The 19523-nt window shown below is 67.1% G+C and carries 28 protein-coding genes; 24 read left to right on the top strand and 4 right to left on the bottom strand.

The features are described 5' to 3' along the window. Positions 1-70: 70 nt before the first annotated feature. Both ACH4SP_RS24045 and ACH4SP_RS24040 read right to left on the bottom strand, forming a co-directional pair. The gene (locus ACH4SP_RS24045) at positions 71-259 is read right to left on the bottom strand and encodes a hypothetical protein (RefSeq protein ID WP_398417576.1); all 189 of its coding nucleotides are present in this window, start codon (positions 257-259) and stop codon (positions 71-73) included. 62 nt (positions 260-321) lie between these two features. Beyond that, positions 322-1530, bottom strand: a complete 1209-nt coding sequence (locus tag ACH4SP_RS24040) for a glycosyltransferase family 2 protein (RefSeq protein ID WP_398417575.1) — start codon at positions 1528-1530, stop codon at positions 322-324. A 454-nt stretch (positions 1531-1984) separates the two neighbouring features. Between ACH4SP_RS24040 and rpsL the strand changes: the two genes are divergently transcribed. The 4 genes from rpsL (at position 1985) to tuf (ending at position 6403) form a co-directional block, all read left to right on the top strand. Then, positions 1985-2356, top strand: coding sequence for a 30S ribosomal protein S12 (rpsL, locus tag ACH4SP_RS24035; RefSeq protein WP_003948652.1), 372 nt, complete (start codon positions 1985-1987; stop codon positions 2354-2356). A gap of 2 nt (positions 2357-2358) precedes the next feature. Next, the gene (gene rpsG, locus ACH4SP_RS24030; protein ID WP_185027993.1) at positions 2359-2829 is read left to right on the top strand and encodes a 30S ribosomal protein S7; all 471 of its coding nucleotides are present in this window, start codon (positions 2359-2361) and stop codon (positions 2827-2829) included. Between the two features lie 38 nt (positions 2830-2867). Beyond that, positions 2868-4997: an elongation factor G gene (gene fusA, locus ACH4SP_RS24025; RefSeq protein ID WP_398417574.1), complete on the top strand. Its 2130-nt coding sequence runs from the start codon at positions 2868-2870 to the stop codon at positions 4995-4997. A gap of 212 nt (positions 4998-5209) precedes the next feature. Then, positions 5210-6403 (top strand): elongation factor Tu, encoded by a 1194-nt coding sequence (gene tuf / locus ACH4SP_RS24020; protein WP_189821111.1) that lies wholly within the window; start codon positions 5210-5212, stop codon positions 6401-6403. Between the two features lie 134 nt (positions 6404-6537). Here tuf and ACH4SP_RS24015 read toward each other — a convergent pair whose 3' ends face one another. Beyond that, positions 6538-8589: a PIG-L family deacetylase gene (locus ACH4SP_RS24015; RefSeq protein WP_398417573.1), complete on the bottom strand. Its 2052-nt coding sequence runs from the start codon at positions 8587-8589 to the stop codon at positions 6538-6540. A gap of 151 nt (positions 8590-8740) precedes the next feature. Then, positions 8741-9799, bottom strand: a complete 1059-nt coding sequence (locus tag ACH4SP_RS24010; RefSeq protein WP_398417572.1) for a hypothetical protein — start codon at positions 9797-9799, stop codon at positions 8741-8743. 510 nt (positions 9800-10309) lie between these two features. On the opposite strand from ACH4SP_RS24010, the gene rpsJ reads away from it, so the two are divergent. From rpsJ to rpmD, 20 genes are all read left to right on the top strand, one after another. Beyond that, positions 10310-10618, top strand: a complete 309-nt coding sequence (rpsJ, locus tag ACH4SP_RS24005; protein ID WP_003948644.1) for a 30S ribosomal protein S10 — start codon at positions 10310-10312, stop codon at positions 10616-10618. A gap of 14 nt (positions 10619-10632) precedes the next feature. Further along, a complete protein-coding gene (gene rplC, locus ACH4SP_RS24000) occupies positions 10633-11277 on the top strand; it encodes a 50S ribosomal protein L3 (RefSeq protein ID WP_189821109.1) in 645 nt (214 codons plus the stop codon). A 7-nt stretch (positions 11278-11284) separates the two neighbouring features. After that, complete coding sequence (gene rplD, locus ACH4SP_RS23995) at positions 11285-11935, top strand: 50S ribosomal protein L4 (protein ID WP_398417571.1); 651 nt, start codon at positions 11285-11287, stop codon at positions 11933-11935. Beyond that, positions 11935-12252, top strand: coding sequence for a 50S ribosomal protein L23 (gene rplW, locus ACH4SP_RS23990; protein ID WP_185028010.1), 318 nt, complete (start codon positions 11935-11937; stop codon positions 12250-12252). Before rplD ends, rplW begins: the two co-directional genes overlap by 1 nt. A gap of 40 nt (positions 12253-12292) precedes the next feature. Continuing rightward, entirely contained in the window at positions 12293-13129 is an 837-nt protein-coding gene (gene rplB, locus ACH4SP_RS23985) for a 50S ribosomal protein L2 (protein ID WP_398417570.1), read from the top strand. A gap of 12 nt (positions 13130-13141) precedes the next feature. Next, entirely contained in the window at positions 13142-13423 is a 282-nt protein-coding gene (rpsS, locus tag ACH4SP_RS23980; protein ID WP_138894198.1) for a 30S ribosomal protein S19, read from the top strand. A gap of 41 nt (positions 13424-13464) precedes the next feature. Continuing rightward, complete coding sequence (gene rplV / locus ACH4SP_RS23975) at positions 13465-13812, top strand: 50S ribosomal protein L22 (protein ID WP_004571827.1); 348 nt, start codon at positions 13465-13467, stop codon at positions 13810-13812. Then, complete coding sequence (gene rpsC / locus ACH4SP_RS23970; RefSeq protein ID WP_345228948.1) at positions 13812-14648, top strand: 30S ribosomal protein S3; 837 nt, start codon at positions 13812-13814, stop codon at positions 14646-14648. The genes rplV and rpsC overlap by 1 nt, the downstream gene beginning before the upstream one ends. Before the next feature lie 5 nt (positions 14649-14653). Continuing rightward, positions 14654-15073: a 50S ribosomal protein L16 gene (gene rplP, locus ACH4SP_RS23965; protein ID WP_119286204.1), complete on the top strand. Its 420-nt coding sequence runs from the start codon at positions 14654-14656 to the stop codon at positions 15071-15073. Then, positions 15073-15297: a 50S ribosomal protein L29 gene (gene rpmC, locus ACH4SP_RS23960; protein ID WP_138894199.1), complete on the top strand. Its 225-nt coding sequence runs from the start codon at positions 15073-15075 to the stop codon at positions 15295-15297. Before rplP ends, rpmC begins: the two co-directional genes overlap by 1 nt. After that, a complete protein-coding gene (rpsQ, locus tag ACH4SP_RS23955; protein WP_362417305.1) occupies positions 15297-15581 on the top strand; it encodes a 30S ribosomal protein S17 in 285 nt (94 codons plus the stop codon). Before rpmC ends, rpsQ begins: the two co-directional genes overlap by 1 nt. A 100-nt stretch (positions 15582-15681) precedes the next feature. After that, a complete protein-coding gene (gene rplN / locus ACH4SP_RS23950; RefSeq protein WP_003966950.1) occupies positions 15682-16050 on the top strand; it encodes a 50S ribosomal protein L14 in 369 nt (122 codons plus the stop codon). A 2-nt stretch (positions 16051-16052) separates the two neighbouring features. Further along, positions 16053-16376, top strand: coding sequence for a 50S ribosomal protein L24 (gene rplX / locus ACH4SP_RS23945; RefSeq protein ID WP_398417569.1), 324 nt, complete (start codon positions 16053-16055; stop codon positions 16374-16376). Next, positions 16376-16933: a 50S ribosomal protein L5 gene (rplE, locus tag ACH4SP_RS23940; protein WP_345228946.1), complete on the top strand. Its 558-nt coding sequence runs from the start codon at positions 16376-16378 to the stop codon at positions 16931-16933. The genes rplX and rplE overlap by 1 nt, the downstream gene beginning before the upstream one ends. 5 nt (positions 16934-16938) lie before the next feature. Beyond that, entirely contained in the window at positions 16939-17124 is a 186-nt protein-coding gene (locus ACH4SP_RS23935; protein WP_003956452.1) for a type Z 30S ribosomal protein S14, read from the top strand. Positions 17125-17345: 221 nt separating this feature from the next. Next, positions 17346-17744, top strand: coding sequence for a 30S ribosomal protein S8 (rpsH, locus tag ACH4SP_RS23930; RefSeq protein WP_362417313.1), 399 nt, complete (start codon positions 17346-17348; stop codon positions 17742-17744). 21 nt (positions 17745-17765) lie between these two features. After that, the gene (gene rplF, locus ACH4SP_RS23925) at positions 17766-18305 is read left to right on the top strand and encodes a 50S ribosomal protein L6 (RefSeq protein WP_398417568.1); all 540 of its coding nucleotides are present in this window, start codon (positions 17766-17768) and stop codon (positions 18303-18305) included. A 3-nt stretch (positions 18306-18308) separates the two neighbouring features. Then, on the top strand, positions 18309-18692 hold the full coding sequence (gene rplR / locus ACH4SP_RS23920) for a 50S ribosomal protein L18 (protein ID WP_384349955.1): 384 nt from the start codon (positions 18309-18311) through the stop codon (positions 18690-18692). A gap of 46 nt (positions 18693-18738) precedes the next feature. Beyond that, positions 18739-19341, top strand: coding sequence for a 30S ribosomal protein S5 (rpsE, locus tag ACH4SP_RS23915; protein WP_097866720.1), 603 nt, complete (start codon positions 18739-18741; stop codon positions 19339-19341). Further along, positions 19341-19523 carry a 50S ribosomal protein L30 gene (gene rpmD, locus ACH4SP_RS23910; RefSeq protein ID WP_345228942.1) on the top strand — a complete coding sequence of 61 codons (183 nt, stop codon included), beginning with the start codon at positions 19341-19343 and terminating at the stop codon, positions 19521-19523. Before rpsE ends, rpmD begins: the two co-directional genes overlap by 1 nt.

The following is a 19523-nucleotide window of genomic DNA, read 5'->3' as shown; positions in this document are numbered from 1 at the left end:
AAGGGCGGTCACCCGGTGTCTCACCGGGTGACCGCCCTTCGGCGTTGTTCCGTACGGTACGGAGCCGGGCTCAGCGGCCGGTGGCCGCCGCGGTGTCCAGCCGGCGCCTGCGCAGGGCGGCGACGTACGTGGCGACGCTGCCCAGCACCAGGGCGACGCTCGCGGCGAGCAGGATCTGGCCGGAGGAGGAGGCGCCGGTGGCAGCCAGGGTGGCGCCTCCCGCGACGATTCCGGTGGCGGCGCCGGCGGTGTAGTTCATTTCTGTGTTCTTCCTTTCGGGGACGTTCTTCAGGGGGTGGTCATCGAGTGGTCATCGAGCGGTCACTTCCACGAACTCACGCGCGTGGCATACGACTTGATGACAGAAGTGACGAGCCAGTAGTTGCGGACGACCGCGAACACCAGCCCCGGCAGCATCAGCGCGGAGATCACCATGGCCTTCCAGCCGAGGTGCCGGACGTTGAGCGCTGCCCACGCCGACCAGAAGCCGGTCAGCGAGAACCAGGCGGGGTGGAACAGGAACCCCGAGCGGGCCGTGACTCCGAGCCAGACTCCGAGCCAGGCGAAGGTGTAGAGGAAGCCGACGAAGCCCAGGATCATGGTGGTGATCGAGAACCAGGTGTGCCGGGTCCAGCCGCGGCGTCGCAGCGTGTCGACGGTGCCCCGGCCCCAGCGCTCCCGCTGCTGGATCAGTTCGCGCAGGGTGGGCATCAAGTCGGTGTAGGCGATGCAGAGTTGATTGGCCGTCACCTTCCATCCCGACTCCTTGAGCGCGATGGTGGTCTCGTAGTCCTCGACCAGGTTGGCGTGGTCCTCCCAGAAGACCTCGCCGCGCCAGCGCAGCAGGCTCATCAGGGCCTCGGCGCGGTAGAAGGACCCGGCGCCGGACATGGAGTGGATGTTGCCGCGGTAGCGGGAGCGTGCGTAGCGCCCGTACTCGATGATCTGCATGCCGGTGAGGAAGCGCTGCCAGGTGCTGTTCCACAGGTCGGTGCGTCCGAGACAGGTGGCGCTGAGGCCGCCGATGGCCGGGTCGGACAGCAGGACGTTCCTGGCCCGCAGCAGGAACTCGTGGTGCAGGCTGGTGTCGGCGTCCATGACGAGGACGAAGCGTGCGGCGGAGGTGAGGCCGCCCCTGGCGTGGGTCAGCCAGTCGATGGCGTGGTTGAGGGCGCCGGCCTTCTTGTGCGGGTTGTCCGGGAGGTTGAGGACGACCGTCTTGGGGGACTCGGGGCGTAACGCGAACTCGCGCGCGTAGGCCTCGGTGCGGTCGGTGGAGTTGTTGACCACGACGATGACGAGGTCGGGGCGGTGCGACTGGGCCGCCAGGGAGTCCAGGGCCAGCAGGATGCCGACCTCTTCGTTGCGGGCGGGCACCACCACGACGGTGTCGAACAGCACAGGGGCGTGCGAGGACGCGACCCGGCGCCGCCGGTGCCCGGAGCCGCGGCGGCGACCACCGCTCGCGCTCCCGTTCCCGCCCGTTCTCCCGCGTCCGTCGCGGGACGCGTCCATGGCTGTGCTCGACACAACGGCCCCCCCAGGCTTCCGCCCACCGTGCAACTCCCTTTGCACACATGGGCGTTCGTGTTGCACACGACCCTACAGCTTCACCCTTATTGGTGAAGGAGTGTGTGCAATTTGTGCCCTTGTGGAACCCTGCGTGACTGTGCGTGTTCGTGCGGTCGGTCGGGGCCTCGTGGCGGCCGGGAAAGAGGAGTGCTGCCGTCTGCCGCACGGGTGGACAGCATTTGTTTTGACCCAGGTCGATGAGGTAGGTACGCTCGGACCTGTGCCTGGGGTGTGCCTGGGCTCCTGTGCGTGTCTATAGCCGCAGAGCGAGCCCGTCTTTACGTAGGCCATCGCGATCCGCGTCGTCTTCCGCCTCGGCGGAGCGTGCCGGTTCCGACACACCCGACCGCGTGGGTCGGGGACTGTTCCAGGTTAGTTTCACAGTGATCGGCACACAGAAAACGGAGAAGTAGTGCCTACGATCCAGCAGCTGGTCCGAAAGGGCCGACAGGACAAGGTCGAGAAGAACAAGACGCCCGCGCTTGAGGGTTCGCCCCAGCGCCGTGGCGTCTGCACGCGTGTGTTCACGACCACCCCGAAGAAGCCGAACTCGGCGCTCCGTAAGGTCGCGCGTGTGCGTCTGACCTCGGGCATCGAGGTCACGGCCTACATCCCGGGTGAGGGCCACAACCTGCAGGAGCACTCGATCGTGCTCGTGCGTGGCGGTCGTGTGAAGGACCTTCCGGGTGTTCGTTACAAGATCATCCGTGGTTCCCTCGACACGCAGGGCGTCAAGAACCGTAAGCAGGCTCGCAGCCGCTACGGCGCCAAGAAGGAGAAGTAAGAATGCCTCGTAAGGGCCCCGCCCCGAAGCGCCCGGTCATCATTGACCCGGTCTACGCATCTCCTCTTGTCACGTCGCTGATCAACAAGATCCTGCTCGACGGCAAGCGTTCCACCGCCGAGCGGATCGTCTACGGCGCCATGGAAGGCCTCCGCGAGAAGACCGGCGCTGACCCGGTCATCACGCTGAAGCGCGCGCTTGAGAACGTCAAGCCCTCGCTCGAGGTCAAGTCCCGCCGTGTCGGTGGCGCCACCTACCAGGTGCCGATCGAGGTCAAGCCCGGTCGCGCCGCCACCCTCTCGCTCCGCTGGATCGTGGGTTACTCCCGCGCCCGCCGCGAGAAGACGATGACCGAGCGCCTCATGAACGAGCTGCTCGACGCCTCCAACGGTCTTGGCGCTGCCGTCAAGAAGCGTGAGGACACGCACAAGATGGCCGAGTCCAACAAGGCCTTCGCGCACTACCGCTGGTAGTCGTTACCCACTTCGAGACCGAGAGAAGATTGAGCCTTATGGCCACCACTTCGCTTGACCTGGCCAAGGTCCGCAACATCGGGATCATGGCCCACATCGACGCGGGCAAGACGACCACCACCGAGCGGATCCTCTTCTACACCGGTGTGTCTTACAAGATCGGTGAAGTCCACGACGGCGCTGCCACGATGGACTGGATGGAGCAGGAGCAGGAGCGCGGCATCACGATCACGTCTGCCGCGACGACCTGCCACTGGCCGCTCAATGATGTCGATCACACGATCAACATCATCGACACCCCGGGTCACGTCGACTTCACCGTCGAGGTGGAGCGTTCGCTCCGCGTCCTCGACGGCGCTGTCACCGTGTTCGACGGTGTGGCCGGCGTCGAGCCCCAGTCCGAGACTGTCTGGCGTCAGGCGGACCGCTACGGCGTGCCGCGCATCTGCTTCGTCAACAAGCTCGACCGTACGGGTGCCGAGTTCCACCGCTGCGTCGACATGATCGTCGACCGCCTCGGTGCGGTCCCGCTCGTCATGCAGCTCCCGATCGGTGCAGAGGCCGACTTCAAGGGCGTCGTCGACCTCGTGGCGATGAAGGCCCTCGTGTGGTCCGCCGAGGCCGCCAAGGGCGAGATGTACGACACCGTCGACATCCCGGACACGCACACCGAGGCTGCCGACGAGTGGCGCGGGAAGCTCCTTGAGACGGTCGCCGAGCACGACGAAGAGATGATGGAGCTGTACCTCGAGGGCCAGGAGCCCACCGAGGAGCAGCTGATGGCGGCTATCCGTCGCATCACGCTCGCGTCGAAGGGCAGCGCCGACTCCGTCACCGTCAGCCCCGTGTTCTGCGGTACGGCGTTCAAGAACAAGGGCGTCCAGCCCCTGCTCGACGCCGTCGTGCGCTACCTGCCCTCTCCCCTGGACGTCGAGGCCGTCGAAGGCCACGACGTGAAGGACCCGGAGAAGGTCGTCCTGCGCAAGCCTTCGGACGACGAGCCCTTCTCGGGTCTCGCGTTCAAGATCATGAGCGACCCGCACCTGGGCAAGCTCACCTTCGTCCGGGTTTACTCGGGCCGCCTTGAGGCCGGCAGCTCCGTGCTGAACTCGGTCAAGGGCAAGAAGGAGCGCATCGGCAAGATCTACCGCATGCACGCGAACAAGCGTGAGGAGATCGCATCGGTGGGCGCCGGCGACATCATCGCCGTCATGGGTCTCAAGCAGACCACCACCGGTGAGACGCTGTGCGACGAGAAGGCCCCGGTCATCCTGGAGTCGATGGACTTCCCGGCCCCGGTCATCGAGGTCGCCATCGAGCCGAAGTCCAAGGGTGACCAGGAGAAGCTGGGTGTAGCCATCCAGCGTCTCTCTGAGGAGGACCCGTCCTTCCAGGTCCACTCGGACGAGGAGACCGGCCAGACCATCATCGGTGGTATGGGCGAGCTTCACCTTGAGGTGCTCGTCGACCGCATGAAGCGCGAATTCCGCGTCGAGGCGAACGTCGGCAAGCCCCAGGTCGCGTACCGCGAGACGATCCGCAAGGCCGTCGAGCGCATCGACTACACGCACAAGAAGCAGACTGGTGGTACCGGCCAGTTCGCGAAGGTGCAGATCGCCCTTGAGCCCATCGAGGGTGGCGACGCGTCGTACGAGTTCGTCAACAAGGTCACCGGTGGCCGCATCCCCCGGGAGTACATCCCGTCGGTGGACGCGGGCGCCCAGGAAGCCATGCAGTTCGGCATCCTGGCCGGTTACGAGATGGTCGGCGTCCGCGTCACCCTTCTCGACGGTGGTTACCACGAGGTCGACTCCTCGGAGCTCGCCTTCAAGATCGCCGGTTCGCAGGCGTTCAAGGAGGGTGCCCGCAAGGCCTCTCCCGTGATCCTTGAGCCGATGATGGCCGTCGAGGTCACCACGCCCGAGGACTACATGGGCGACGTGATCGGCGACCTGAACTCCCGCCGTGGCCAGATTCAGGCCATGGAGGAGCGCAGCGGCGCTCGCGTCGTGAAGGGCCTCGTGCCCCTCTCGGAGATGTTCGGCTACGTCGGAGACCTCCGCAGCAAGACCTCGGGTCGCGCAAGCTACTCGATGCAGTTCGACTCCTACGCCGAGGTTCCGCGGAACGTCGCCGAGGAGATCATCGCGAAGGCCAAGGGCGAGTAACTCTCCCGAGTAACTCACCGGGCGGCTCTTCCCGAGTTGCCCACCGCGAGTGCGGGTTCCGACCCGTATGAGCACACGCTTTAGGCTTATCACCGGAGCCACTGGGGCATTCAGCGCAATCCGTGCTGAATGCCCCGGGCGCCGGCATCCCAGCAAAGATCACCTGGCGCCGATGAAGCAAGGCGTACAGAACCACTCCGCAGGAGGACCCAGTGGCGAAGGCAAAGTTCGAGCGGACTAAGCCGCACGTCAACATCGGCACCATCGGTCACATTGACCACGGTAAGACGACCCTCACGGCCGCCATTACCAAGGTGCTGCACGACGCGTACCCGGACCTGAACGAGGCCTCGGCCTTCGACCAGATCGACAAGGCGCCGGAAGAGCGTCAGCGTGGTATCACGATCTCCATCGCGCACGTCGAGTACCAGACGGAGTCGCGTCACTACGCGCACGTCGACTGCCCGGGTCACGCTGACTACATCAAGAACATGATCACGGGTGCGGCGCAGATGGACGGCGCCATCCTCGTCGTCGCCGCGACCGACGGCCCGATGCCGCAGACCAAGGAGCACGTGCTCCTGGCCCGCCAGGTCGGCGTTCCGTACATCGTCGTCGCCCTGAACAAGGCCGACATGGTGGACGACGAGGAGATCCTGGAGCTCGTCGAGCTCGAGGTCCGTGAGCTCCTCTCCGAGTACGAGTTCCCGGGCGACGACCTGCCGGTCGTCAAGGTCTCGGCGCTCAAGGCGCTCGAGGGCGACAAGGAGTGGGGCCAGTCGGTCCTGAACCTGATGGCCGCCGTCGACGAGTCGATCCCGCAGCCCGAGCGCGACGTCGACAAGCCGTTCCTGATGCCGATCGAGGACGTCTTCACGATCACCGGTCGTGGCACCGTCGTCACCGGCCGTATCGAGCGTGGTGTCCTCAAGGTCAACGAGACCGTCGACATCGTCGGTATCAAGGAAGAGAAGACCACCACCACGGTCACCGGCATCGAGATGTTCCGCAAGCTGCTCGACGAGGGCCAGGCTGGCGAGAACGTCGGCCTGCTCCTCCGTGGCATCAAGCGCGAGGACGTCGAGCGCGGCCAGGTCATCATCAAGCCGGGCTCGGTCACCCCGCACACGGAGTTCGAGGCGCAGGCGTACATCCTGTCGAAGGACGAGGGTGGCCGTCACACCCCGTTCTTCAACAACTACCGCCCGCAGTTCTACTTCCGTACCACGGACGTCACCGGTGTCGTCACGCTGCCCGAGGGCACCGAGATGGTCATGCCGGGCGACAACACCGTCATGTCGGTCGCGCTGATCCAGCCGGTCGCCATGGAGGAGGGCCTCAAGTTCGCCATCCGTGAGGGTGGCCGGACCGTCGGCGCCGGCCAGGTCACCAAGATCACCAAGTAATTACCTGGTGGTTTGACCTGGTAGCTCGCTGACTGAGCTCCAAGTTCCAAGGGAAGGGCCCCGGCCCCGCCGCGCGAGCGGTGGGTGCCGGGGCCCTTTCTGTTGTCCCTGCGAGGGACCTTCTTGTACGGGGCCTACGGCCGCCAGAGCCAGGGCGTCGCGTCCGGGCCGAGGCCGACGACGGCCGGGCGTTCCCCTGCCCCGGGGGCCAGGGTCGGCGCCCCGACGCAGATCGCCCGGTGACGCTTCAACTTGCCCTTTCCGTCGAGGAGTTGGACGGAACCCCGCTCGTCGCGGCCCGCCAGGACGGGTCCGGTCGGGCCCGCCGCCGCGGCCACGGGGCCGTACCCCTGGAAGGACGTGCGGGGGAGTGGCGTGCCGTCCGGGCGGACGGCGGTGAGAGGGGCGGAGTGCGGGCCGCGGTAGAGCACGCCGAGCGAGCCGTCCCGGTGTACGAGGGCGCGCGGGACGTCGCCGGGTGCGGGCATGCGCCCGCCGTCCTGCAGGGTGACGGGTGCGCCGGGGGACGTCTGGGCCCAGTGCCGCACCGTCCTGCGGGCCGCTGCGAAGAGGTGGACCAGGCCCCGGCCGTCGACGACCGCCGACAGTCCGTCCTGGATGCCGTCGCCGTCGCCCCTGCCGTCCCCGTCAGGGCCCTCCAGGTCGCACCAGGGGCCCCAGCGGCCACTCGTGTCCCGCAGGCGTGTGCTGACGCTCTTCGCCGCGTTCCGTACGAAGAGATGGACCTGGCCGTCGCCGGCCGTGACCGCCACCGGGACGCCGATCCTGCGCGTACGGTCCGGGACCCTCTCCGGGTTGCCCAGGCTGGTCCAGGCGCGGCCGTCGTGCTGGACGATCTCGCGGGTGTTGGCGCCGCCGTGTCCGCCGAGCGCGGCGAGCCGCAGGCCGAAGAGGAGCAGGCCGCCGCCCCTGGGGGTCGCCTGTCCGAGCACGGGGGCGAGGGGGCCGCCGCCGAGGTCCTCGGGCGCGCCGAAGGTGCCGTCGGGGGCGGCCCTCCAGCGGGCCAGGCGCAACCCGAGAACGCCGTACGCGAAGAGGCTCCCCGACTGTTCGTGCGTCACCAACTGGGTCCCCGGATAACGGTAGTTGGTCGACCGCACCCAGCCCTTCCAGTTCGTCAGCGGACGCCCCTTGCCCACGCTGTAGTCGCCGCAGCCCGCCGGATTGCCGCACTCCCAGTCGGCGTCGCCGCCGTACGCGACGAGCGGCTCGGCCTTCTGCAGGACGACGCTCCCGGGGAGGTTCTTGGGCCAGTGCCGGTTGTAGTAGCCGCGGAAGGCGGTGGTCGTGAAGCGGGGCACCGGGCGGCCCCCGCCGGTGCTCTCCGCGACCCAGCGGATCAGCGCCGCCCAGCTGAAGCAGGCGACGGCGGTGTGGTCGGGATGGTCGGAGTAGCCGCGCTGCTCGCTGTCCTTGCGGCGTACGTGCTCGGAGCTGTGCTGGATGTCGGGGTCGGGGTCGAGGGTCTGCACGACGGTCGGCCGGTAGTGGTCGAGCAGCCCGGTCAGCGCGTCCACCAGCTCGTCGTAGTCGTACGAACTCGCCTTCTTGATGGGGGAGTTGTCGGCGACCATGGTCCGCTGCCGCATTCCCCTGTCGGCCCACAGGGCGGGCAGGGCGGGCCGGCTGCGGGACGAGTTCACGGAGATGTCGAGGAAGACGAGGTCGGCCCGTCGGGTGCCGTGCGCGAGGGTGTTCAGCTCGGCCTGCTTGCCGCCGCGCAGGGGCAGCACGGTCCGCTGCCACCGGGTGAACTTCGGCAGCCCCAGCAGGGTGGCGTACGCCTGCCGCAGCCCCTGCTGGCGGGACGATACGTACGCGCTCTTGTCGGCCTCGGGGCGCGGGTGGCCCGGCGCGTGATTGACCCCGTTGGCCTCGCCCGCGGTGACGTACACGGAGACGACGGGGGTGCCGGCCTCCAGCATCCGCCGGGTGTCCGGGTTCATGAAGTACAGGTCGTCGTCCGGGTGCGCGAGGAACTGCAGCAGCAGCGACCGCTCGGTGCTCGCGATGGGCCGCCCCGGCGCGGGATTGGCCACCGGGTCGCGACGGCGGGGCGGCGGGACGGTGCAGGAGGACACGGCGAGGGCAGCGGCGCCGGACGCGGCGGCGGCCAGCAGGGTCCGCCTGGGCAGGCGCGAACCCGGTCCTGTGGCGCTGGTCATGCGTGTGTGCTCTCCGTCCGCTTCCCCCGCAGCGGGCGGGCGACCTCGCGCTGCGTTCGATCGTTCTGGGCGGGGGACGGCCGGTGACGGCGCCGGGACCCCACTGCGCCCAGCTAGATGGCGGGGGAGGGCCGGGGGTTGCCTGCGTCGCTCAGAAGGCGTACGGGGCCTTCCGCACGCGGTCGTGGATCCGGCGCAGCCATGGTTCCCGTACGGCGGGCAGCCGTGCCAGCGTACGCAGGAAGACGTCCATGTCGGGCCGGAAGAAGCCGCCCGGATGAGGCAGCGAGGGGTCGTCGCGCCACACGCCGTCGGGCAGAGCGCCGTTCACCGGCATCGCCGGGCGTACCCGCGGACGGGCCAGGTGCAGCCACACCTCGGCGGTCAGTGCCGCGGCCGCCGTGCCGTCGGGCGCGGGCCACGCCTCTCCCGTCCTCGGATGCTGCGGTACGAGGGCGATGTCGCCGGGGCCGGGGACGGGCAGCCCCGGCCCGGCCAGGACCACCGACCGGGCCGGTGGGCCGTGCGGCAGCAGCCTGCGCAGCGTGCGGTCGAGCGTCAGTGCTCCTTCCCCGTCGGGAACGGCGGGGAAGGAGCCTCCGGAGGCCGCCAGCAGACGGGCAGCCCCGGCCCCGATCGCGGCCTCCCAGCGCGGGTCCCAACCACCGGCCGGCTCGCGCGGTGGGGCGCGGCGTCCCTCGCGCACCCACGTGTCCCAGTCGAAGACCGGCCCGGCGGCGGACGGCGGGCCGTCGATGCGGCGCACGGCGCGCGGGTCGAGCCACACCGCCTGCCACAGGCCGCAGTCGTCGATCCGGGTGGCGACCGGCAGAGCGCACCGCTCGCAGGCCATGTTCGGGGCCGCGCCCCAGGAGAGCCCGCAGCAGTAGCCGTCGCAGCGCTCCGGCACCAGGGCGGTTCCACGGGTGTCGCCGGGCGCGACGACGACCGCCCCCGGCGGACCGAAGGACAGGGCCCGCACCGGCGCGAACGTCCCACGGGCCGCCGCCTCCGCCGTCCCGACCTCGTCCCAGGGCCGCCAGGGCGGCCCGGTGGGCTCGGGATCGACGGCGTACGTACCCGGTGCCATCAGGACCGGCAGGGCCCCCGGGCCGTTGCCCACCTTCTGGTGCGCCTCGGCCGGCAGCGCGACCCGCGCCACCGGTACCGTCAGCGCTGCCCCGCACCCCGTACAGCCGAATACCGCCACAGGCCCCCCGCTTCCGTCGCGCAGACGACGCGTCCGGGCCCTTCCGGCGCGTCCGTCGACCCCGTCCGACACGGCGCGCGAGGCGTCCCGGTTTGACCTCGGTCACTCTCCGGGTAATCTCTTCCGCCCGATTGGCGCGCCCCGTGCCCCGTATGGCAGACTGTCGGGGTTGCTCGGTTGAGTATCGATGCTGCACGCCTCCCGCCGGGAGGACCGGAAGCGAGTCCCACAGTACTCGTCGCCCCAACTGCCCTCCGGGCAGCGCTGAGGCGGACGTACGGGAATCTTTCGGGAAGTGTTAGTGCGGTACTGACCAGGCACCCGGTGGGTGTTCTCCCCCGGCTTGCGGTCGCGGACCGTATCCCTTAGAGCAGGGAAATTCCTTGGGATTTCTCGCTGGCGAGGATGCGACACGCCCGACCGCGTGGGTCGGAGAAGAGCGGTGCTGAGCATGCAGAGCGCAGCTTCCCGGGTTCCAGAGCGTTATGAGAGACAGGACTACTAGTAGCCATGGCGGGACAGAAGATCCGCATCCGGCTCAAGGCCTACGACCACGAGGTCATCGACTCCTCGGCGAAGAAGATCGTCGAGACGGTGACCCGCACTGGTGCGTCGGTCGCAGGCCCGGTGCCGCTGCCCACTGAGAAGAACGTGTACTGCGTCATCAAGTCGCCGCACAAGTACAAGGACTCTCGCGAGCACTTCGAGATGCGCACGCACAAGCGCCTCATCGACATCCTCGACCCCACGCCGAAGACGGTTGACTCGCTGATGCGTCTCGACCTGCCGGCGGGCGTCGACATCGAGATCAAGCTCTGAAGGGACGGGCCGAGATGAGCAAGAACATCAAGGGCGTCCTGGGCGAGAAGCTCGGCATGACTCAGGTTTGGGACGAGAACAACCGGGTCGTCCCGGTGACCGTCGTCAAGGCCGGGCCGTGCGTCGTGACGCAGGTACGTACGAACGACAACGACGGCTACGAGTCGGTCCAGATCGCCTTCGGCGAGATTGACCCGCGCAAGGTGAACAAGCCCCTCAAGGGTCACTTCGCCAAGGCCGACGTGACCCCGCGCCGCCACCTCGTGGAGCTGCGCACCCCGGACGCCAGCGAGTACACGCTGGGCCAGGAGATCACTGCCGAGGTGTTCGAGTCCGGCGTCAAGGTTGACGTCACGGGCAAGAGCAAGGGCAAGGGCTTCGCCGGTGTGATGAAGCGTCACAACTTCCACGGTGGCAAGGCCTCGCACGGTGCCCACCGCGTGCACCGCAAGCCTGGTTCCATCGGTGGCTGTGCCACCCCCGGCCGTGTCTTCAAGGGCATGCGCATGGCGGGTCGCATGGGTAACGAGCGGGTCACCACCCAGAACCTGACCGTCCACGCCGTTGACGCCGAGAAGGGTCTGCTGCTCATCAAGGGCGCCGTCCCCGGCCCCAACGGTGGCCTCGTCCTGGTCCGCACCGCGGCCAAGGGGGTTTGAGGAACCGATGAGCACCATTGACATCCTTTCGCCGGCAGGTGACAAGGCCGGGACCGTCGAACTCCCCTCGGAGATCTTCGACGCCAAGGTCAGCATTCCGCTGATCCACCAGGTCGTTGTCGCTCAGCTGGCCGCTGCCCGCCAGGGCACGCACAAGACCAAGCGTCGCGGCGAGGTCCGTGGTGGCGGTAAGAAGCCTTACCGCCAGAAGGGCACCGGCCGCGCCCGTCAGGGTTCGACCCGCGCCCCGCAGTTCGCCGGCGGTGGCGTTGTCCACGGCCCGCAGCCGCGTGACTACTCGCAGCGCACCCCGAAGAAGATGAAGGCCGCCGCCCTGCGCGGTGCCCTCACCGACCGGGCCCGCAACGCGCGCATCCACGTCGTCACCGGCGTGGTCGACGGTGCGGTTTCCACGAAGGCCGCCAAGTCCCTGCTGGGCAAGGTCAGCGAGCGCAAGCACGTGCTCCTGGTCGCCGAGCGTTCGGACGAGGCCGCGTGGCTCTCCGCCCGCAACCTGCCCCAGGTGCACATCCTGGAGCCGGGCCAGCTGAACACGTACGACGTGCTCGTCTCGGACGACCTGGTCTTCACCAAGGCCGCCTTCGAGTCCTTCGTGTCTGGCCCCAAGGCCGATGAGACCGAAGGGAGCGACGCCTGATGAGCGCCGTTACCAGCAAGACCTTCACGGACCACCGCGACATTCTTGTCAAGCCGGTCGTCTCGGAGAAGAGCTACGCGCTGCTCGACGAGAACAAGTACACGTTCATCGTCGCCCCCGGCTCCAACAAGACCCAGATCAAGCAGGCCGTGGAAGCGGTCTTCTCGGTCAAGGTCACCGGAGTCAACACGATCAACCGTCAGGGCAAGCGGAAGCGCACCCGCACCGGTTTCGGCAAGCGTGCCGACACCAAGCGGGCCATCGTGACCCTCGCCGAGGGCGACCGTATCGACATCTTCGGCGGTCCGACCGCCTAACGGCGGTCTGGATCGTCCGGAATCGGACGAGGACTGAGAAATGGGAATCCGCAAGTACAAGCCGACTACGCCGGGCCGCCGTGGCTCCTCCGTAGCCGACTTTGTCGAGATCACGCGGTCCACGCCGGAGAAGTCGCTGGTCCGCCCCCTGCACAGCAAGGGCGGCCGTAACAACGCCGGTCGTGTGACCGTTCGCCACCAGGGTGGTGGCCACAAGCGCGCCTACCGCGTGATCGACTTCCGTCGTCACGACAAGGACGGCGTGCCGGCCAAGGTCGCGCACATCGAGTACGACCCCAACCGCACCGCGCGCATCGCGCTGCTGCACTACGCGGACGGCGAGAAGCGTTACATCCTCGCCCCGCGTGGCCTGTCGCAGGGTGACCGGATTGAGAACGGCCCTGGCGCCGACATCAAGCCGGGCAACAACCTCGCGCTGCGCAACATCCCGGTGGGTACCACCATCCACAACATCGAGCTGCGGCCCGGTGGCGGTGCGAAGTTCGCCCGCTCCGCCGGTGCCTCCGTGCAGCTGCTGGCGAAGGAGGGCGTCATGGCCCACCTTCGTATGCCTTCCGGCGAAATTCGCCTGGTCGACGCCCGCTGCCGCGCCACGATTGGCGAGGTCGGCAACGCCGAGCAGTCGAACATCAACTGGGGCAAGGCCGGCCGCATGCGCTGGAAGGGCGTTCGCCCGACCGTTCGCGGTGTTGCGATGAACCCGGTCGACCACCCGCACGGTGGTGGTGAGGGTAAGACCTCCGGTGGTCGCCACCCGGTCTCCCCGTGGGGTCAGAAGGAGGGTCGTACTCGCTCGCCGAAGAAGGCTTCGAGCAAGTACATCGTCCGCCGCCGCAAGTCGAACAAGAAGCGCTAGGAGCGGGTTTAGATGCCGCGCAGTCTCAAGAAGGGGCCCTTCGTCGACGGACACCTCGTAAAGAAGGTGGACGTCCAGAACGAAGCTGGCACCAAGAACGTCATCAAGACCTGGTCCCGGCGCTCGATGATCATCCCCAGCATGCTGGGTCACACCATCGCGGTGCACAACGGCAAGATCCACGTCCCGGTGTTCGTCACCGAGTCGATGGTCGGCCACAAGCTCGGCGAGTTTGCGCCGACCCGCACCTTCCGCGGCCACGTCAAGGACGACCGCAAGTCGAAGCGCCGCTAAGGCGGGGTGCGATGACTATGAACGACACCGAAGGGACAACCATGGAAGCCAGGGCCCAGGCGCGGTACATCCGCGTCACGCCCATGAAGGCCCGCCGAGTGGTGGACCTTATCCGTGGCATGGATGCCACGGAGGCTCAGGCGGTCCTGCGTTTCGCCCCGCAGGCCGCGAGCGTGCCGGTCGGCAAGGTGCTTGACAGCGCCATTGCCAACGCCGCGCACAACTACGACCACACCGACGCCTCTTCGCTGGTCATCAGCGAGGCGTACGTGGACGAGGGCCCGACCCTGAAGCGGTTCCGTCCGCGTGCTCAGGGCCGTGCCTACCGGATCCGTAAGCGGACCAGCCACATCACCGTGGTCGTCAGCAGCAAGGAAGGAACCCGGTAATGGGCCAGAAGGTAAACCCGCACGGGTTCCGGCTCGGCATTACCACGGACTTCAAGTCCCGTTGGTACGCCGACAAGCTGTACAAGGACTACGTCAAGGAAGACGTCGCCATCCGCAGGATGATGACGTCCGGCATGGAGCGCGCCGGCATCTCGAAGGTGGAGATCGAGCGCACCCGTGACCGCGTGCGTGTGGACATCCACACCGCTCGTCCGGGCATCGTCATCGGCCGCCGTGGCGCCGAGGCCGACCGCATCCGCGGTGACCTCGAGAAGCTCACGGGCAAGCAGGTCCAGCTGAACATCCTCGAGGTCAAGAACCCCGAGATGGACGCTCAGCTGGTTGCCCAGGCCGTTGCCGAGCAGCTCTCCTCCCGCGTCTCCTTCCGCCGTGCCATGCGCAAGAGCATGCAGGGCACCATGAAGGCCGGCGCCAAGGGCATCAAGATCCAGTGCGGCGGTCGCCTCGGCGGCGCCGAGATGTCCCGGTCGGAGTTCTACCGCGAGGGTCGTGTGCCGCTGCACACGCTCCGCGCGAACGTGGACTACGGCTTCTTCGAGGCCAAGACGACCTTCGGTCGTATTGGCGTCAAGGTCTGGATCTACAAGGGCGACGTCAAGAACATCGCCGAGGTTCGCGCCGAGAACGCTGCGGCCCGTGCGGGTAACCGCCCGGCCCGCGGTGGTGCGAACGAGCGCCCGGCCCGTGGTGGCCGTGGCGGCGAGCGTGGCGGCCGCGGCCGCAAGCCGCAGCAGTCCGCGCCGGCAGCCGAGGCCCCCAAGGCCGACGCTCCCGCCGCCGCTGCTCCGGCTGAGAGCACCGGAACGGAGGCCTGACCGACATGCTGATCCCTCGTAGGGTCAAGCACCGCAAGCAGCACCACCCCAAGCGCAGTGGTATGGCCAAGGGTGGTACTGAGGTCGCATTCGGCGAGTACGGCATCCAGGCGCTGACCCCGGCCTACGTGACGAACCGCCAGATCGAAGCGGCTCGTATCGCGATGACCCGCCACATCAAGCGTGGCGGCAAGGTCTGGATCAACATCTACCCGGACCGTCCGCTCACGAAGAAGCCCGCCGAGACCCGCATGGGTTCCGGTAAGGGTTCCCCGGAGTGGTGGATCGCGAACGTCAAGCCCGGTCGGGTGATGTTCGAGCTGTCCTACCCGAACGAGAAGATTGCTCGTGAGGCGCTTACCCGCGCTGCTCACAAGCTTCCGATGAAGTGCCGGATTGTTCGGCGCGAGGCAGGTGAGTCGTGATGGTGGCCGGTACGAAGGCGACTGAGCTGCGCGAGCTGAACGACGAGGACCTCGTCGCGAAGCTCCGTGAGGCCAAGGAAGAACTGTTCAACCTCCGCTTCCAGGCGGCGACCGGGCAGCTCGAGAACCACGGCCGGCTCAAGTCCGTCCGTAAGGACATCGCCCGGATCTACACCCTGATGCGCGAGCGCGAGCTGGGCATCGAGACGGTGGAGAGCGCCTGATGAGCGAGAAGAATGTGACTGAGACGACTGAGCAGCGCGGATTCCGCAAGACCCGTGAGGGTCTGGTCGTCAGCGACAAGATGGACAAGACCGTCGTCGTCGCTGTCGAGGACCGCGTGAAGCACGCGCTGTACGGCAAGGTCATCCGCCGTACGAACAAGCTCAAGGCTCACGACGAGTCCAACGCTGCCGGTATCGGCGACCGCGTCCTCATCATGGAGACGCGTCCGCTGTCGGCCTCGAAGCGCTGGCGCATCGTCGAGATCCTCGAGAAGGCCAAGTAATTCCTTAGTGGGGTTTCCCGCTAAGTAGTTCCGCCAGGCTCGGTGGGGGACGCAGTGATGTGTCCCCCACCGGGAACCGGCAGACGATCAGGAGATAGACGTGATCCAGCAGGAGTCGCGACTTCGCGTCGCCGACAACACGGGTGCGAAGGAAATTCTCACCATCCGTGTTCTCGGTGGCTCGGGTCGCCGCTACGCGGGCATCGGTGACGTCATTGTCGCCACCGTCAAGGATGCAATCCCCGGTGGCAACGTGAAGAAGGGTGACGTCGTCAAGGCGGTCATCGTTCGCACCGTCAAGGAGCGTCGTCGCCAGGATGGCTCGTACATCCGCTTCGACGAGAACGCCGCTGTCATTCTCAAGAACGACGGCGACCCCCGCGGCACCCGTATCTTCGGCCCGGTGGGCCGTGAGCTGCGCGAGAAGAAGTTCATGAAGATCATCTCGCTCGCGCCGGAGGTGCTGTAAGCATGAAGATCAAGAAGGGCGACCTGGTTCAGGTCATCACCGGTAAGGACAAGGGCAAGCAGGGCAAGGTCATTCAGGCCTTCCCCCGCGAGGACCGCGTCCTGGTCGAGGGTGTCAACCGGGTCAAGAAGCACACGAAGGCCGGTCAGACCGCTCGCGGTTCGCAGACCGGCGGCATTGTGACGACCGAGGCTCCGGTCCACATCAGCAACGTTCAGCTGGTTGTGGAGAAGGACGGCAACAAGGTCGTTACCCGCGTCGGCTACCGCTTTGACGACGAGGGCAACAAGATCCGCGTTGCCAAGCGGACTGGTGAGGACATCTGATGACTGCCACCACCGCACCGCGCCTCAAGCTGCGCTACCGCGAGGAGATCGCGGGCAAGCTGCGTGAAGAGTTCTCGTACGAGAACGTCATGCAGATCCCCGGTCTGGTCAAGATCGTGGTCAACATGGGTGTCGGCGACGCCGCCCGTGACTCGAAGCTGATCGACGGGGCCATCAAGGACCTGACGACCATCACGGGTCAGAAGCCGGCCGTCACCAAGGCCCGGAAGTCCATCGCGCAGTTCAAGCTGCGCGAGGGTCAGCCGATCGGCTGCCACGTCACCCTCCGCGGTGACCGCATGTGGGAGTTCCTGGACCGTACGCTGTCGCTCGCGCTGCCGCGTATCCGTGACTTCCGTGGTCTGTCGCCGAAGCAGTTCGACGGCCGTGGCAACTACACGTTCGGTCTCACGGAGCAGGTCATGTTCCACGAGATCGACCAGGACAAGATCGACCGAGTCCGGGGAATGGACATCACCGTGGTCACCACGGCGACGAACGACGACGAGGGCCGCGCCCTCCTTCGTCACCTCGGCTTCCCCTTCAAGGAGGCGTAACCGAGATGGCGAAGAAGGCTCTGATCGCTAAGGCCGCTCGCAAGCCGAAGTTCGGCGTGCGTGCCTACACGCGCTGCCAGCGCTGTGGCCGGCCCCACTCCGTGTACCGCAAGTTCGGCCTGTGCCGCGTGTGCCTTCGTGAGATGGCTCACCGTGGCGAGCTGCCGGGCGTGACCAAGAGCTCCTGGTAGTCAGTACTGCCCTTTGGGCGTACGGATTTCCTAGAGCTCTCGGTAAGTATCTGGTCGGCGGGAGCCCCACCCCGAATGCCGTAGGCTAGAAGGGTTGGGCGCCCGCCGCCCATAACGACTTACTACGCCGTAGGTCCCCGCACCGCACCCGTCCCGCCTCTGAGTGGGGAGAGGGATGGCGCATACAGGAAACCCCGGCGAGAGAGGCCGAAGGCCAATTCATGACCATGACTGATCCCATCGCAGACATGCTCACGCGTCTGCGTAACGCAAACTCGGCGTACCACGACTCCGTCGTGATGCCGCACAGCAAGATCAAGTCGCACATCGCGGAGATCCTCCAGCAGGAGGGCTTCATCACCGGCTGGAAGGTCGAGGACGCCGAGGTTGGCAAGAACCTCGTTCTCGACCTGAAGTTCGGTCCGAACCGCGAGCGTTCGATCGCCGGCATCAAGCGCATTTCGAAGCCGGGTCTGCGCGTGTACGCGAAGTCCACCAACCTGCCCAAGGTCCTCGGCGGCCTCGGCGTGGCGATCATCTCCACGTCGCACGGTCTTCTGACCGGTCAGCAGGCAGGCAAGAAGGGCGTAGGTGGGGAAGTCCTCGCCTACGTCTGGTAGTCGGGAAAGGAAGGAAAGCTAATGTCGCGAATCGGCAAGCTCCCCATCCAGGTTCCCGCTGGTGTGGACGTCACCATCGACGGCCGCACGGTTTCGGTGAAGGGTCCCAAGGGCTCCCTCACCCACACCGTTGCTGCGCCGATCGAAATTGTTAAGGGCGAGGACGGCGTGCTCAACGTCAACCGCCCCAATGACGAGCGTCAGAACAAGGCCCTGCACGGCCTGTCCCGCACGCTGGTGGCGAACATGATCACCGGTGTGACCCAGGGATACAGCAAGGCGCTCGAGATCAGCGGTGTGGGTTACCGCGTCCAGGCGAAGGGCTCCAACCTGGAGTTCGCGCTGGGCTACAGCCACCCCATCGTGATCGAGGCGCCCGAAGGCATCTCCTTCAAGGTCGAGTCGCCCACGAAGCTCAGCGTCGAGGGCATCGACAAGCAGAAGGTCGGCGAGGTCGCCGCTAACATCCGCAAGCTGCGGAAGCCCGACCCGTACAAGGCCAAGGGCGTCAAGTACGCCGGCGAGGTCATCCGCCGCAAGGTCGGAAAGGCGGGTAAGTAAGCCATGGCATACGGTGTAAAGATCGCCAAGGGTGACGCGTACAAGCGCGCTGCCATCAAGCGTCGCCACATCCGCATCCGCAAGCACGTCTCCGGTACGCCGGAGCGTCCTCGCCTGGTCGTGACGCGGTCCAACCGCAACGTGACCGCCCAGGTCATCGACGACATCGCGGGCCACACGCTCGCGTCGGCGTCGACCCTGGACGTTTCGATCCGCGGTGGCGAGGGCGACAAGAGCGCCCAGGCCAAGCAGGTCGGCGCACTTGTCGCCGAGCGCGCCAAGGCCGCCGGTATCGAGACCGTCGTGTTCGACCGTGGTGGCAACAGGTACGCCGGGCGCATTGCCGCTCTGGCTGACGCCGCCCGCGAAGCCGGGCTGAAGTTCTAAGCCCCGGTTCCGGGACTAACGGACGTAACAGAGAGAGGTAAATCCAATGGCTGGACCCCAGCGCCGCGGAAGCGGTGCCGGTGGCGGCGAGCGGCGGGACCGGAAGGGTCGCGACGGTGGCGCTGCCGCCGAGAAGACCGCTTACGTTGAGCGCGTTGTCGCGATCAACCGCGTTGCCAAGGTTGTCAAGGGTGGTCGTCGCTTCAGCTTCACCGCGCTCGTCGTGGTCGGAGACGGTGACGGCACCGTAGGTGTCGGTTACGGCAAGGCCAAGGAAGTTCCCGCGGCCATCGCCAAGGGCGTTGAAGAGGCCAAGAAGAGCTTCTTCAAGGTTCCGCGCATCCAGGGCACCATCCCTCACCCGATCACGGGCGAGAAGGCTGCGGGCGTCGTCCTGCTCAAGCCGGCTTCCCCCGGTACCGGCGTTATCGCCGGTGGCCCGGTGCGTGCCGTGCTCGAGTGCGCCGGCGTGCACGACATCCTGTCGAAGTCGCTCGGTTCGTCGAACGCGATCAACATCGTGCACGCGACCGTGGCTGCCCTTCAGGGTCTGCAGCGTCCCGAGGAGATCGCGGCTCGCCGTGGTCTGCCCCTCGAGGACGTCGCCCCGGCGGCTCTGCTCCGTGCTCGTGCGGGAGCGGGTGCGTAATGGCCCGTCTCGAGATCACGCAGACGAAGTCGTACATCGGCAGCAAGCAGAACCACCGCGACACCCTGCGTTCGCTCGGGCTCAAGCGCCTGAACGACGTGGTTGTCAAGGAGGACCGCCCCGAGTTCCGCGGAATGGTGCACACCGTCCGCCACCTCGTGTCGGTCAAGGAGGTCGACTGA

Source organism: Streptomyces sp. NPDC021093, assembly GCF_044333135.1.
Taxonomy (GTDB): domain Bacteria; phylum Actinomycetota; class Actinomycetes; order Streptomycetales; family Streptomycetaceae; genus Streptomyces.
The sequence above is the reverse complement of the archived record's forward strand: the minus strand, read 5'-3'. Positions and strand labels throughout refer to the sequence as shown.